Origin of the sequence: Falsihalocynthiibacter sp. BN13B15 (genome assembly GCF_041205415.1) — a bacterium.
Lineage (GTDB): Bacteria > Pseudomonadota > Alphaproteobacteria > Rhodobacterales > Rhodobacteraceae > Falsihalocynthiibacter > Falsihalocynthiibacter arcticus.
In genome coordinates this window covers 41,375-55,659 of record NZ_JBGFCE010000015.1, presented here as the reverse complement: position 1 = coordinate 55,659, position 14,285 = coordinate 41,375, and the positions used below count along the sequence as shown (strand labels likewise).

Annotated in this window: 15 protein-coding genes; 8 read left to right on the top strand and 7 right to left on the bottom strand. The window is 56.1% G+C overall.

What is annotated here, in order from left to right; translation table 11 throughout:
- The first annotated feature begins 2 nt into the window (after positions 1-2).
- From AB9F26_RS19180 to AB9F26_RS19165, 4 genes are read left to right on the top strand one after another with little or no spacing between them, the layout of a single operon-like run.
- Positions 3-1,031, top strand: coding sequence for a TRAP transporter substrate-binding protein (locus tag AB9F26_RS19180; protein WP_369768770.1), 1,029 nt, complete (start codon positions 3-5; stop codon positions 1,029-1,031).
- A gap of 55 nt (positions 1,032-1,086) precedes the next feature.
- Positions 1,087-1,650 (top strand): TRAP transporter small permease, encoded by a 564-nt coding sequence (locus AB9F26_RS19175; protein ID WP_335586468.1) that lies wholly within the window; start codon positions 1,087-1,089, stop codon positions 1,648-1,650.
- A 1-nt stretch (position 1,651) separates the two neighbouring features.
- Positions 1,652-2,953, top strand: a complete 1,302-nt coding sequence (locus AB9F26_RS19170; protein ID WP_369768769.1) for a TRAP transporter large permease — start codon at positions 1,652-1,654, stop codon at positions 2,951-2,953.
- Positions 2,950-4,302, top strand: coding sequence for an amidase (locus tag AB9F26_RS19165; protein ID WP_369768767.1), 1,353 nt, complete (start codon positions 2,950-2,952; stop codon positions 4,300-4,302). Before AB9F26_RS19170 ends, AB9F26_RS19165 begins: the two co-directional genes overlap by 4 nt.
- Here AB9F26_RS19165 and AB9F26_RS19160 read toward each other — a convergent pair.
- The 3 genes from AB9F26_RS19160 to AB9F26_RS19150 form a co-directional block, all read right to left on the bottom strand.
- Positions 4,289-5,017, bottom strand: coding sequence for a hydratase (locus AB9F26_RS19160; RefSeq protein ID WP_335586465.1), 729 nt, complete (start codon positions 5,015-5,017; stop codon positions 4,289-4,291). The genes AB9F26_RS19165 and AB9F26_RS19160 overlap by 14 nt on opposite strands.
- 1 nt (position 5,018) lies before the next feature.
- Positions 5,019-5,672, bottom strand: coding sequence for an aspartate/glutamate racemase family protein (locus AB9F26_RS19155; protein ID WP_369768765.1), 654 nt, complete (start codon positions 5,670-5,672; stop codon positions 5,019-5,021).
- Positions 5,673-5,810: 138 nt separating this feature from the next.
- Positions 5,811-6,788 (bottom strand): LysR family transcriptional regulator, encoded by a 978-nt coding sequence (locus AB9F26_RS19150; RefSeq protein ID WP_335586463.1) that lies wholly within the window; start codon positions 6,786-6,788, stop codon positions 5,811-5,813.
- 103 nt (positions 6,789-6,891) lie between these two features.
- Between AB9F26_RS19150 and uraD the strand changes: the two genes are divergently transcribed.
- From uraD to AB9F26_RS19130, 4 genes are read left to right on the top strand one after another with little or no spacing between them, the layout of a single operon-like run.
- Complete coding sequence (gene uraD / locus AB9F26_RS19145; protein ID WP_335586462.1) at positions 6,892-7,437, top strand: 2-oxo-4-hydroxy-4-carboxy-5-ureidoimidazoline decarboxylase; 546 nt, start codon at positions 6,892-6,894, stop codon at positions 7,435-7,437.
- Positions 7,438-7,464: 27 nt separating this feature from the next.
- Entirely contained in the window at positions 7,465-8,454 is a 990-nt protein-coding gene (locus tag AB9F26_RS19140) for a TRAP transporter substrate-binding protein (RefSeq protein ID WP_335586461.1), read from the top strand.
- Positions 8,455-8,458: 4 nt separating this feature from the next.
- Positions 8,459-8,941, top strand: a complete 483-nt coding sequence (locus tag AB9F26_RS19135; RefSeq protein WP_335586460.1) for a TRAP transporter small permease — start codon at positions 8,459-8,461, stop codon at positions 8,939-8,941.
- Positions 8,938-10,218 (top strand): TRAP transporter large permease, encoded by a 1,281-nt coding sequence (locus AB9F26_RS19130; protein WP_369768764.1) that lies wholly within the window; start codon positions 8,938-8,940, stop codon positions 10,216-10,218. The genes AB9F26_RS19135 and AB9F26_RS19130 overlap by 4 nt, the downstream gene beginning before the upstream one ends.
- 87 nt (positions 10,219-10,305) lie before the next feature.
- Here AB9F26_RS19130 and AB9F26_RS19125 read toward each other — a convergent pair whose 3' ends face one another.
- Genes AB9F26_RS19125 through AB9F26_RS19110 form a run of 4 tightly spaced genes read right to left on the bottom strand, consistent with a single transcriptional unit; the run spans position 10,306 to position 14,176 of the window.
- Entirely contained in the window at positions 10,306-11,052 is a 747-nt protein-coding gene (locus AB9F26_RS19125) for an aspartate/glutamate racemase family protein (RefSeq protein WP_369768763.1), read from the bottom strand.
- 3 nt (positions 11,053-11,055) lie between these two features.
- Positions 11,056-11,931, bottom strand: coding sequence for a polysaccharide deacetylase family protein (locus tag AB9F26_RS19120; RefSeq protein ID WP_369768762.1), 876 nt, complete (start codon positions 11,929-11,931; stop codon positions 11,056-11,058).
- The gene (locus tag AB9F26_RS19115) at positions 11,928-13,439 is read right to left on the bottom strand and encodes an amidohydrolase family protein (protein ID WP_369768761.1); all 1,512 of its coding nucleotides are present in this window, start codon (positions 13,437-13,439) and stop codon (positions 11,928-11,930) included. Before AB9F26_RS19115 ends, AB9F26_RS19120 begins: the two co-directional genes overlap by 4 nt.
- Positions 13,436-14,176, bottom strand: coding sequence for an aspartate/glutamate racemase family protein (locus AB9F26_RS19110; protein WP_335586455.1), 741 nt, complete (start codon positions 14,174-14,176; stop codon positions 13,436-13,438). The genes AB9F26_RS19115 and AB9F26_RS19110 overlap by 4 nt, the downstream gene beginning before the upstream one ends.
- Positions 14,177-14,285 lie beyond the last annotated feature (109 nt).

Below are 14,285 nucleotides of genomic sequence, written 5' to 3'. Positions count from 1 at the left end.
ACATGAAGATGAAAACCCTTGTTACCAGCTTGGCGCTCTGCGCGATGGCTCTACCCGCCGCCTCCGAAACGATGCGCGTCATGGGCCAGCCCGCCGGAACAGGCCTCATTCAAAAAAACGTTGAAGGTCCATTCTTTGCAGATTTCGCGGCCCGTACCGGACTCGATATTGATGCAGATTTTCAGCCTGCCGATGTCACTGGGATTAAAGATACCGAGCAACTTCGCGTGCTAAAAAGCGGCTTGTTCGACATCATTTCCTTGCGCCTAAGTCAGGTGTCGCGGGACGAGCCAACCATTCTGGGCCTCGACCTTGTTGGGCTAAACCCCGACTATGAAACGGGCAAGAAAACGGCCGCTGCATACCTGCCCGTGGTCGACGCGCGCCTTCAGGAAAAGTTCAACACAAAACTTCTGGGCGTTTGGCCCTTCGGACCTCAAGTGCTGTTCTGTAAGCCAGAAATTTCCTCTCTGGCGGATATGAAGGGCCTCAAAGTGCGGGTCTATGACCAGAACCTTGCAAATTTTGTTTCCCTTGTGGGTGGCACACCGGTTCCGCTGTCCTTTGGGGATGTGCAACAGTCCTTGGCTCGTGGCGTAGTTGATTGCGCGATCACGGGGCCCTCCTCCGCGAACTCCGCTGGCTGGCCAGAAGTTACGTCCTATATGCTGCCAATCGCTTTCCAGCTCGCCATGAATGGTTACGGCATGAACCTCGACAAATGGAACGCCCTGTCCGCCGAAGATCAAGGCAAGATGCAGGCCGCTTTTGACACTCTGAGCGACGAGATTTGGGCCTATTCCGAAGAATTGTTCGTGGATGCGGTTAAATGCAACGTGGGGCAACAACCCTGCGAGACAGGCACGCTTTATGACCTGAAACTGGTCGAAGTGACCGAGACAGACAAAGCGCTCATTTCCACTGCGGTAACGGATGTGTCTTTCCCTGCTTGGAAAGAAATTTGCGATGCCACAAATGACGCTTGCTCAAGCGATTGGATGGATACTGTCGGCGTTGATATCGACTTTTAAATTTTATCTGGGGGCGGTGCAAGCCGCCCTTAGACCTCATGAATAAGGGATATCAATGGATTATATCGCCACATGGATCAGCCGCCTCTTTGGCTGGTCGCTTCTTTTTCTCGCGGCCTTCGTCTCCCTGGAAACCGTGATGCGCAAGCTTTTCAATACGTCCCTACAAGGCGCGGACGAGCTGGGGGGCTATATTCTCGCCTTTGGGTCTTCGCTGGCTTTTGTGGTCACACTCGCAGAGCGCGCCCATATCCGCATCGACATCCTACACCAGAAATTCCCGGTTTTCATTCAGTCCTTGATCGACTGGCTTGCGGCCGTTGCCATGGCGCTTTTGGGGTGCTTTTTTCTCTATGTTGGCTGGTTTGTGATCATTGATACGATTGATTACGGCTCAACCGCCCCGACCCCTTGGGCGACACCTTTGATCTGGCCGCAATCCGCATGGTACGGGGCGCTCGCTGTGTTCTCGATCTGCGCCATTGTTTTATCCCTCCGCGCCACATGGCTGTTTTTCACGGGCCGCCACACGACCTTAACCGCCGAATTCAACCCAAAAGGCGCGGCAGATGAACTCGCCGAAGAGCTGCAAGGGCTCAAACAACGGGCAGGAAAATAGCATGACAATTCTTGATATCGCAATTGGCTTCTCGGTCATGATGGGCTTGTTGCTCATTGGTTTTCCGGTTGCCGTGGTCATGGTGGCTATGGGGGTTGTCGGTGGCATGATCCTCTATGGGCCGGTTTTGCTACAAAGTATGGGGCCCGTCCTGTGGGGGGTTCAGAACGAAAATGTTCTGACGGCGATCCCGCTGTTTATCTTGCTGGGCGAGTTGCTCCTCAGGTCCGGTATTGCGGATCGGATGTATGGCGCATTGGCCCTTTGGCTCGGGCGTCTTCCGGGGGGATTACTACACACCAACATTGGCTGTTGCGCCCTGTTTGCCGCTACATCCGGATCTTCGGTGGCAACGGCGGCGACCGTCGGCACTGTGGCCCTCCCCTCGTTGACCGAACGTGGCTACACCCCCTCACGCTCGCTTGGCTCCCTCGCGGCGGGCGGCACTTTGGGCATTCTCATCCCGCCCTCCGTGAACCTTTTGGTGTATGGATCGCTGGCGAATGTTTCTGTGGGGCAGTTATTCATTGCGGGCATTGTGCCTGGCATTTTGCTGACACTGTCCTTCATGGTTTTGATTGCCCTTCAACACTATTGGCGCCCCGACGACGTTGCCGCCCCTCCTGAGGTTTCCCGCAGCGAACGGATCAGTGCCCTACGACATTTAATCCCACCCGCGGTGGTCTTCTCGATTGTGATGGGCTCGATTTATCTGGGGATTGCGACCCCCACGGAAAGTGCTGCTCTTGCCGTGATCGTGGCACTTCTTTTTGTTTGGCGTGAAGGCAAGCTTAACTTTGCGTTTCTGGATATCTGCTTTCGCCAAACCGCTAAAACAACGGGCATGATCCTTTTGATAATCGCGGCAGCCTTTACGCTGAACGTCACGCTGGCCCTCGGTGGGATCACTGGCGCCATGAGTGGTTGGGTCGAGGGGCTTGGCTTAACCTCGATAGCGCTGCTCTTTGCACTCATGTTATTCTATCTGATTTTGGGCATGTTTATGGATGTTTTGTCGATGCAGGTGCTGACAATCCCGATTGCCGTTCCGATCATCGTTGCGGCGGGTATCGACCCAATCTGGTTTGGCATCTTTGTCGTTTTGATGAGCGAACTTGGCATGATCACCCCACCGGTTGGAATGAACCTCTATGTTGTGCAGGGCGTGCGCGATGACAACGGTCCGTTTTTGGACGTGGTTATCGGTGCCATCCCTTATGCGGCGATTATGATTTTGTTTGCGACAGCGCTGATTTTGTGGCCGAGTATCGTGATGTGGTTGCCCGAAAGCATCATGGGATGAGTATCTGGAAACTGGATATAACCGATCTGCTCGCGGGCTATGCCGACGGCAGTATCACGCCAACACAGGCGGTGGCCTGTCTGCAAGAGCGCATCGCGGCCCTCAACCAGACGCTAAATGCCTACACCGCGATAAATCCAGACGCGCTGATCCAAGCAGCCGCGTCCACACAACGGTGGCAAAATGGCACGCCGCTTGGTCTTTTGGATGGCGTGCCGCTTATTATCAAAGACAACCTTGTGACAGCGGGCATGCCCGCATCTTGGGGAAATGCCTATTTGTCCAAACTTGCCTGTACTCACGATGAAGCGCCTATCGCTAAATTGCGCGCGGCAGGTGCAATATTTTTGGGCAAAGGCAACACGCCTGAGTTTGCGGTTGAAGGGTACACTGACAATCTGACTTTCGGCGTGACGCGCAACCCTTTTGATCCTGCGCTAACACCGGGTGGATCCTCCGGCGGCGTCGTTGCGGCCGTCGCTGCGGGTATGGCAGCGGCTGGAATCGGAACAGATGGAGGCGGCTCAATCCGCAGACCTGCGGGCTACACCGGCCTTTTGGGGCTGAAACCCGGAATCGGGCATGTCGGTCGCCGCGGCGGGCTTGCGCAGGTTCTTCTTGATTTTGAGGTGGTTGGGCCTATTGCCCGAAGCGCGCGGGACCTTGCTTTGCTGGACATGGTCCTCGCCGACACCCCCTGCCCGCCTACGCCTTTGAAAAGTATGCGTATTCTGGCCGTCGAGGCTTTGGGAGAGTCCCCTTGCGATCCGACGATCCGCGAGGCTTTCGATGATACATGCGAGAGGCTCGCAGCCTTGGGCCATCCCGTAACGCGGGCGCAACTGCCCATTGATCTAAGGGCGCTGAATGCCGTCTGGAGCCAGATCGGCGCGATTGGCCTTGCAAATTATTTCACTCAGGCACCGGAGGTGCGCGCCAGTGCGAACCCCAAATACTTGGAGATGGCACAAGCTGGAGCATCCAAAACAGCAACAGACCTATATCAAATTATGGAGATCGTCTTCGCGTTGCGAAATGAGTTAGCGGCGTTGTTCGCGGCCTACGACATAGTCCTCACGCCCACTGCCGCAGCCAATCCGTGGCCAGCCTCCGAGCCTTTTCCAACCGAGATTGACGGGCACACTGTTGGACCGCGCGGTCATGCGGTTTTCACAGGCTGGGTCAACGCGGCAGGACTTCCTGCTGTCGCATTTCCCGCTGCATCAGAGGGGCTTCCGATTGGAATGCAGCTTATTGGGCAACACGGGTCAGAAGCGCTTTTGACGGACCTTGCTTCAACCTGCGTCGCCCCGTTTAGATGGCCCGCATTGGCTGCTACGCCAACGTAACCTTTACCGTGCCAATACCTGCAATCTCGCCCTCCACCTCGCACCCTTTTGGATAATAAACCAGCGGATGGAGGGACCCAGTAATGACGATTTGACCTTTGCGCAGCCCGCCACAATGATTGCCAATCCGCCTTGCAAGCGCTGCAAAAGTCTCCAAGGCGGACCCACCGGGAACCGTGGTCGTCCCAGATAAAACCTGATCGTCCCCAGCCCGCAATTGCGCTTCAACAACGCCAATATCGCGACCGTCCCACGCCTGAACTTCTCCCCCGACGACAAGACCAAAATTAATCTGATTATCGGCAAGTTTGACCAAAGGATTTTGGGACAATGGCCCGTCAAAGCGCGTGTCGACCAATTCGATCACCGCAACGGGCTGTAGGTACGCCGCCAAGTCGCCCTCAGGAACCATTGCGAAATCATCAGGCAAATCCGACAGGATCCGTAATCCCACTTCCAACTCAATACCCATCATATCGGCCACGTTCAGCTGCGCGCCACTTGGCACCACACTCGCCGCAAAAATAGGCGCCATGATGGGCTCCTCCCCTAGCTTACGGGCCGTTTTGAAGCCGCCAACTGCACCCATTTCGCGGCACACACCTGATTGAATCCGGTACGCGTCGTCAAAGTTTTGAGGCCCCGCGCCCTCTGGCACAAACCGACTGTTCGCCCGATGCGCAGCCACAAGCTTTGCAGTCCAGTCATCACTCATTTCATTCTCCATTTTTGGTCGCCATGAGGGCAATACATTCTTTGACCGCTTCCTTGATTGGATGGATCAGGGGCACCGTGGCCTGACCGCACAGCCTTTCAGCCGCTTCGCCCAAGGGTCCGCCGCCAATAATAACCTGCCTCGCACCTGCATGAACGGCACGTTCAATTTGGTGCAACAACGCGCGATCCAACGCCTCGGCCTGCGCCATAAGGGAAACCGCGTCGCCTTCCGGAACGAACGATCCAATATATGGGGCTGCACCCCCATTGGCGCGCATTAAGGTATCGATACTCGGCACAAGCGCGGGTGTTGTGGTCGCAACGGCAAATGGCATGCCCTCCCGCATCGCTCTGCGCGCCGCAGCCGCTCCAATACCAATGACCGGCATCGGCAAATTTCTTCGCAGAATATCCGCGCCTGGATCGCCGAAGGCCGCCACAATAACGCAAGAGTATCCGTGCATTGCTCTTGCAATTTCCACCACCTCGGCAGCACTGGCATCCAACGACGCCTTGTCGATAATCAGCTTCGGTGCACGTTGCGCGGTAAAGCCGTCTATTACTAGATCGAGATCAACCTTGCGAGCAATCGCGACCATCTTTTCGGTTGTTTCCGCATTGGAATTCGGATTGATAAGCGCGATCTGGTTCACTCGAGTTTCATCCCGTTCGCCGCGATGCCTCAAAAGGGATTCGTGGTCTGTTTCAATTGATAGGGTTACTACTTTGAATGTGAGGGTGCCACAAATCTGCAAACCACCCCCCACTTTGATCTAAATTCTTTATCTTTTTCAAAACAAATCGCCATCCCTCACCGTCGGCCTTGCCACCTGCCGCGCCGCGGCTACGCCCCGAACTTCGGCGATACAGCTTGCGATCTCTTCTGCAACAATTTCAGAAACAGTCGTACAAATGCGGGGCAATGTCCTGCGCACACTCACAACAAGTCCGATGGATTGACTAGAGATTTTTTGCTCCGAGATAGGAATGGCGATCAGGCTACCGTCCAGAAGTTCCGAAGAGGCATCGAGTTCCGACGTCAACGCAATGTGAGAGCCTGACACCGCCATTTGCTTAAGGAGCTGCAAAGAATTGGTCACAACTGGCGGCCTCGTATCGGAGAAAAGCCACGTGTGCCGCGCTTCAAGTATCCGTCGAATGGCAAGTTTTGCGCTTTGAACAACCAAAGGATAGGCCCGAACATCTTTGATCGAGATCGTCTCGCGTTCCGATACTGGATGATCTGGAGACGCGACGCACACAAGCGGCAGTTCGTCGCTCCAGAGCACGTGCAAATCGCGCGACGCCTTGAGATTGAACCCCAACACGATATCCGCCAAACCTTCGTCAATTGCGACAAGGGCTTCGTCGGGCGTCATGATCTCTACTTCGATCTCCACCCGAGGATATTCCCGCCCGATCCGTGCCAATATCTGGGGCAAAGGTCCATTGGTAAGACTGTCCATCGTTGCCAGTCGCACAAGACCGACTTCGACACCGTGCATCTGTTTCACATCCGAAAGAACACGGTTTTCGTCGTCGCGCCACCTGCGGGACAGCACCACGAACATTTCGCCAGCAGCACTCAGATCCATGCCCGTACTTCGCCGGTCAAAAAGCTGGAGATCCAGTTTGTCTTCAAGCAATACGATTTGACGATCAATTGCCGAAGCTGAAATACCAATCGCACGCGAAGCAGCCTGAATTGAGCCGTGTTCGGCAACAGCCTCGACATACAGTAGGACGCGGGGAACCAAGTTTAAGGGCATTGTTAAGACCATTCGAATAATTCGAACGAAGCATCGATCTTTATGTTATGGATTGCAATGCATTTAATACGTAGGTTTGCATTATCAGCAAGCGGACGGCATCATGAATTCCTCTCTAAACACACTCAACATGCTCCAACGCGACGAGGCTCTTGTCGTACTCGCACCCTTGGTCGAGAATTCGCCATGGGTCACCGAAATTGTGGTCGACCAGCGGCCCTTTTCGTCGGACGAAACCCTCGCTAAGGCTCTGGTCGAAGTTATAATCGAGGCACGCCATGAAACACGGTTAGCTTTGTACAATTCCCATCCGGAACTCTCGGGTGCCGAAGCCGCTGAAGGCCGGATGACAATAGAATCAACATTCGAGCAAGCGCGCCTTGGACTGAACAGCCTATCGCGGGCAGAGGCCCTGAGATTGGCTGAGCTTAATCAAATATACCGCGCGCGCTTCGATCATCCGTTCATTCTCGCACTGCATCGGGTTCCCGACCGCAAGACTCTATTCGAAATCTTCGAGCGCCGCCTGAACGAGACGCCGCTCGAAGAACACACAAGCACATTGGCCGAAATCGCATCAGTCATTCGGGCGCGTTGTCGCCGGACATTCGGTGCCAGTGCCAAAACCTCTCTAGAACAACTTTTATAAAACCAACCGAACCTCAGGAGACTACCCATGAAACGTCAGATATTCGCTCTCGCCACATCTTTCTTCGCACTCGCCACAGCAGCAAACGCAACTGATGTGATCCGGGTTGCCGGAAACTTTGCGACGGAACATTCGTCCTCGGTTGCTATGGAAACTTTTAAAAGCCAGCTCGAAGAACTTTCCGGTGGCGAAATCGAAGTCAACATTTTCCCCGCCCGCCAATTGGGTGGCGCGTCCGAAAACGTTCAAAACGTCAAAATCGGCACGGTTGAAATTATCTGGGTTGGCAGCGCCTACCTGACGCGTACCGTGCCTGAATTGGAAATTGTCGGCCTTCCTTTTGAGTTTGAAAGTCGGGAACAGGCGTTCAAGGTTATCGACGGCCCCGTCGGTGACGCGCTCGACATAAAGCTAGCCACACACGACATAACTTCACTGGGCTATATGGAACTTGGCTTCCGCCAACTCACCAACTCGGTGCATCCGATTGAAACTGTAGACGATATCGCGGGTCTGAAAATCCGTCTTCAGCCGAATGAAACCCACCTTGCCACGTTCCGCGCGCTTGGCGCCAACCCCCTCGCCATGGACGTGAACGAGCTTTATTCGGCGCTTGAGCAAAAGGTCGTCGACGGGCAAGAAAACCCATTCTCCATCATTCAAGTTGCAGGATACCCAGAAGTGCAGCCCTACGTTTCCAACACAGGCCATTTCTTTGACTTCATCTCCGTCGTGGCAAACAAGAAATGGTTCGACGGCCTTGCTCCCGAAGCCCAAGGCTGGGTAACAGAGGCAATGGATACCGCCGTTACCCTCCAACGCACCCTTGCAGCAGAACAGGACGATGCCGCACTTGCCAAGATCATCGAAATGGGCATGACCTACACTGAAGTTTCACCAGAACTCGCCGCCGCCCTGCGCACGGGAACAGCAGGCGTCGCAGCCGAAACCAAGGCGCGCCTTGATCCAGAGTTGGTCGCACTACTCGACGCTGAAATAGCTTCTCCATCGAACTGATCCAGTGATTAAAAACTTTCTCGTCACTTTCCTTGCGCACGCCGATTCCGGTGCGCGCAAGGTCGTTATCGCCACCGCCGCCATTATGGCTGCGGTGGTTTCGGCACAAGTTGTGATGCGCTATGTTTTCAACGGTTCCTTTGATTGGGCGGACGAGATTTCCCGCCTAGCCTTTGTCACCACCATCTTTATTGCAATCCCACTCGGTATCCGTGACGGAACGCACGTAAGTATCGACATTTTCGTGGCTAAGTTTCCTGCCCCCCTTGGCGGGATTGTGCAGCGAGCGACCTATTTGATCGCGGGATTGATGCTGTTACTGGTAGCATGGACCGCGATCAACGTTGCAGGCGTCACATGGAACGAACGGATGGGCGCAATCAACATCACATCCGCCGTCTTCTTTTTCCCCATCATCGTGGGTGCCCTGCATTCCGCCTTACACCTGTTGCAAATGGCAGCAGATCCGGAGACCCCAATCCCATGAGCCTATCCGTCATTGCCTGTTTTTTTGTTTTGGGTTTTTTGGGCATGCCACTGGCGTTCTCACTGGGCTGCGCCGCGATTTTTGGCCTCTGGATGGCGGGGTTTGACCCGAGCATCATGCCCATCCGCATGTTAAATGCGGTGAACTCCTTTCCTCTGATGTCGATCCCACTGTTCATGATTGCGGGCGAACTCATGCTCAAGGGCGGGATCATGGATCGGCTGGTCGATTTCGCCAATGCCTTTATTGGGCGGATGCGCGGTGGCTTGGCGCAGGTGTCGATCATCGCGGGAGCTGGTTTGGCGTCGGTCTCGGGTGCCGCAGTGGCGGATGCATCGGCGTTGGCGACGACGCTCGTGCCATCGCTCAAGCAACAATACGGGTTGGGCTTTTCGTCTGGCGTGGTCGCAGCCGCCGCGAACCTTGGGCCAATCATCCCGCCCTCTGGTGCCATGATTGTGTATGCGTTTATGGCCGGATCGTCGGTTTCTGTCGGCGGTATGTTCATGGCGGGTGTCGTGCCGGGCCTTATCCTGTTCGTTACGCTCATGGCGTTGTGCTGGTATATCTCGTGGAAGCGTGACTATCCTCTCGCTGGAAAACCCTTCACCTTGGTGGCGGCTCTGCGGGAACTGCGCCGCTCAATCGTGGTTTTCATGATGCCGGTTGTGGTGATCGGTGGCATCGTCGCGGGAGCATTCACCCCGACCGAAGGTGCGGCCATCGGCGTCTGTTACGCGCTGTTCATTGGATTTTTTGTCACACGTCAACTTAAAATATCCGACCTACCGGACGTGTTGCTTTCTGCGGCCAAAACCACGGCAATGGTGGGGGCGATGATCGCCTTCGCGTCGACTGTTACCTTCCTTTTCACCATTGATCTTCTGCCGATCAAGCTTGCAGCACTGCTGAAAGAAGTGACTGACAGCCCTATCGTGTTCCTTCTGCTGGTTACGGCTATGATGCTGGTTGTGGGTATGTTTCTGGAATCAAACGCCGCCAACATTATGCTGGTGCCGCTCTTTCATCCTATCGCGTTACAGTTCGGTATTGACCCGCTGCATTTCGGACTGCTTTTTGTGATGAACCTCGTGATCGGCATGTTGACCCCGCCTGTTGGGGTGGTTCTCTTTGTTGTCTGCGGTGTCACTGGCGTAAAAATGACCGAGTTGGTGCGCGAAAGCTGGCCTTTCATCGCGGCAATGTATGCAGTCCTTTTCTTGTGTATGTTTTTTCCAGCGATTGTTACGTCGTTGCCGCGAGCCATGGGGTATTAAGGCGCAGAATGCGAAAACGGCAACTGCACCGTTTTCGCACGTGGCTTTGTTTTCATCCGATTGGTTGTGCTAGGTCGCGGGCAAGGATCAATCGCCTCGGAAAAGCCGCGTAAGGGCGGGATCAAGACCTGACATGGCAATACTATCCGGCGCGGCATAAGTTCCCGCGCGTGGTTTCGGCAGGCCGAGACGCACGACCATCTCGGCCATGCAGACCGCCGCCCCAACGGGAGAAACCACTGGCACTGGCAGTTTTGGCTGAATGCGCCGCGCCATCCCTTCCAACGACCCTGCGCCCAGCAGGATGACGTCGGCCAAGTCTTCCTCAACTGCTGCGCGTGCCAAAGCCAACGCGGTGGAATCGGCGCCGGATTGATCATTCGTGAGGTCTGTCCCCGACAGTCCGAGGTCGCGGATCGACACGACTCGAGGCCCAAGTCCCGTTGAGGCGACCAGTTCCTCGGTCATCCGTCGCGACGGCGCACCGATCGACAATATGGATAGCGACTGTCCCAACAGGGAGGCCGCCGCCAGCCCCGCCTCGCCCGTCGCAATTAGTGGAACAGGCATCATTTCTTTTGCAGCGGCGGTTACGGCGGGCACAATAAAGGCCCCGACGATCACCGCGTCATGGCCATCGTAATGCGTGGCCAGTGCCGAAAGCAACGCGTGCCCTGCCACCGCAGCCTCGCCCCGCGTCGAGATATACGCCGAGCCAAAGGGCGCAGAGCAGACATCAATAACGGTACCCGGGGCGGCGACGCGGCGGGCTTCGTCCACCATGATTGTGGCCATCGCTGTGGAGGTGTTTGGATTGGCAAAGAGGATACGCATGCTTTACTCCGCAGCTAAGTTGGGATCGGCCAACACCGCCGCATGTATCTCGGAGGGCGTGGTATACCAGATTTCGTCGGCGCGGGACTGTAACTTCTCGAAAGCCTCAGAGAGCGCACGCAGACGCCAAGGTTGGCCCGAAACAAAACTGTGTAACACGATGCTCATGACCACCGGCTGCTGTCCCCCTCCATCCAGAAGCTCCTCGGCCTCATCAAGGATCATCCGCGCAAAGGTTCGCGCGTCGGTCTGGCGGCCAATCATTGTCGTACTGTCGTTGAGTTCGGCGGCATAGGGAATAGAGAGCAACCGCCCCTGCCCTGTGTTCAGCCAGACGGGTTGGTCGTCGAGCTTCAGGTCGAGCAGATATTGGTAACCCGCCCCAGCAAGGCTGTCGAGGGTTGTCGGCGAATGGGCGAGCCAAGGGCTTGACCACCCCCCAGGTGGGGAGCCCTCCTCCGCCGCGATGCGCGCCCGCACGTCGGTGACATAGGTGGTTTCTTCGGCGGGTGTCATTCCAGCCAGACTGTCCGAATTAGAATGGCCGTGCGCCACGATCTCGGCCTCAACCAAACGGGCCGCGGCCAGAACCGCGGGGGCTTCGTCGTACAGGTCCGAATTCAGTAAAACTGTGGGCCGAATGCCAAAGCGCGCAAGCCGGTCAAAAAGCCGAAAGGCCCCTGCGCGGTTTCCGTAGTCGCGCCAAGCGGCATTTACGAGGTCAGGTGGTGCGCCGCGCGGCAGGATATCTTCGGTCAGGCCGTCGTCGGGGCGATAGCTTTCAACCCCCACGGCGACCCAAAGCGCAAGTTTTTTACCGTTGGGCCAAGACGCGCTCCTGCGTGTGGGCAAAGCGGAATAATGCCACGGTAGCGTCATACCAAACCTCCAGAAAGATTACGCGTCATCCCGACGTCGCGGGCGACCGCCTTGTCGTGCATGGCGCGGTAAAGTGGCACCAAGGGCGCGACCTCTACTGCCGCACGCTCCAGTATTGCCGCTTTGCCGCGAAACATTTCGCGCGCTTCGGCCAAAAGACTTTTCTCGTCTACGCTGGTCACATGTCCCGACTCTGCAACCACAACGCCAGCCACCATCGTCAGCCGTACCGAGTTGCCCAGTTCGACATGCACCAATTGCCGGACCAGATCATTGAGTGGAAGAAAAGCAAGGGTAGACAGGTCAACCAGTATCACGTCCGCCGGCGCACCGATTTCTAGCGTCCCAAGCCCGTGCCGCCGCATGGCGCGCCCCCCGCCCGCAGTCGCAGCCTGCAGCACATCACGGGCGCTGGGCCATCGGTCGGGATCATGACCGGACAGCGTATGGATCATGCCAGCCGTTTTCATCACGGACCACATATTAACCGCGTCATCGGCGATCGCCTCATCCACGCCCAACGAAACGCTAATGCCACGATCAAGTATCTCGCGCAGGGGCATTAAACCCGATCCAAGCCTAAGGTTGCTGTTCGGATTATGGGCCACATTGGCGCCAGCGGCCGCAATCAGATCGAGATCCTCGCCATCCACCCAGATTGCATGGATGACCTGCATCCGATCAGACAGAAGCCCCAAATCGTGAGTGTAGCGCACCAGCGAGCGACCGCCAAACTTCTCATGGCCTAGCACACGCTGAAGCTTTGTCTCAAGCATGTGAGCAAAGACGGGCAAGTCATGCTTGCGGCTCAGATCATCTAGTGCGGCGAAATATTCTGGCGTCACCCGTTGTGGCGCAGAGCAGGACACCGCCGCGCCGATCCGCCCCATTCCAGCACCGTGCCAATTGTCTATGAGATGGTGGTACAGCGACAGCAGTTCCCCCCCGCTGTTTTTGGGACGACGCGTCAAAATTTCCCGCCATTCAGGAGGGGCAAGGTCGCCAAGAAAAGGCAGTTTCTCAACCTCGGACATTTCCGGTTCGTCCAGCGCGATATTGGCGCGAATGCCGCTGTCTGCGTAGGCTTGGCAGATGGCATCGATAATTTCTGGCGTGGGTTCGGGAACGAAAAAACAGTCATCCTGCACGGCGGTGGTGCCTGTGCGCAGCATCTCGATGCAACCCAACATTGTGCGCAAGTATGCCTCGCGCGGGGTCGGTCGCAGGGCTTCAAGTGCCGGACTTTCATAGAGCATGAACAGTTCAAGGGGTAAGCTGGCAAGCCGCCCTTTCATATGATTTACCGACGAATGGAAATGCGCATTGATGAGACCAGGCATAAGGAGATCGCCCTTACCGTCGATGATTGTCGCGCCTTGAGGCGGCGTCAATGCATCGCCCACATTGGCAATACAACCGTTGAGAATAAGAACGTCGGTGATGGATGTCATACCATCCGCCCGATCCAAATCGAGCAGATGAACGTTTCGAAAAATAGTCGCGCTCATGAGGTTCCTTCTCTTTGCCAATTTCCAGCAATCAGATTTGTGAGTGGCGCGCTCAGGCCGAGTGTTTCGCCAACGGGCACAGGACGCGGCGGGCCAGCCTCGCCCCCGTCAACACGTGACACACAGAGTGCCACCGCCACTGCACCGTCAAAAAGTGGAATTGTGGCACGCGGCGCAAGGCGATCCGCCACGCCGACCACCGCCGCGCCAAGTATGACCACAGCCTCCGCGCCTGCACGGGCAAGGCGATCAACAGCAGCAAATATGACGTCATCCCGACGGCTTGCGTTAAAGTAATCCGCAGCCGAGTCGAATTCCACACAGTCCCAAGCCAAGGGTGAAATGCCATATCCAGCGATCAGGCGTGAGTAGAGAGGGCGACTCGATGCGCCAAAGATAATGGCGCCGAAGGCGCGCCCGTCCGCTGAAGCCTCGGTCAGTGCAGCCTCGGTGATGCCAACCACAGGCATTGGCAAGAGTTCGGACGCAGCGAGCTTCGCGGTATCAAAGGAAATGGCAAGGATCACACCGTCAAACCCCCGCGCATGTTCGGCAATAAGCGCCAAAGCCGAATGCGCCGCGATTAGATTTTCGGCCTCGGTTGTTACGATCCGCGCTCCGAAGCGGCCTGTCACGCCTTGGATTTCAACGCCCGCCGGCGCAATACGCCGCGCCTTGGCGACATAGGCTTGCGTCACTTCTTCGGATGTATTGGGATTTACGACCAACAGGCGCATCAACGCAGCCCCGCAAAAACGGTTGAATTGGGCGGATTGGACTGCATTTTCACCCTTTTCATGTCTGGTTGAGCACAACAACGTGAAACGCATTCGCACAGCAAAGATC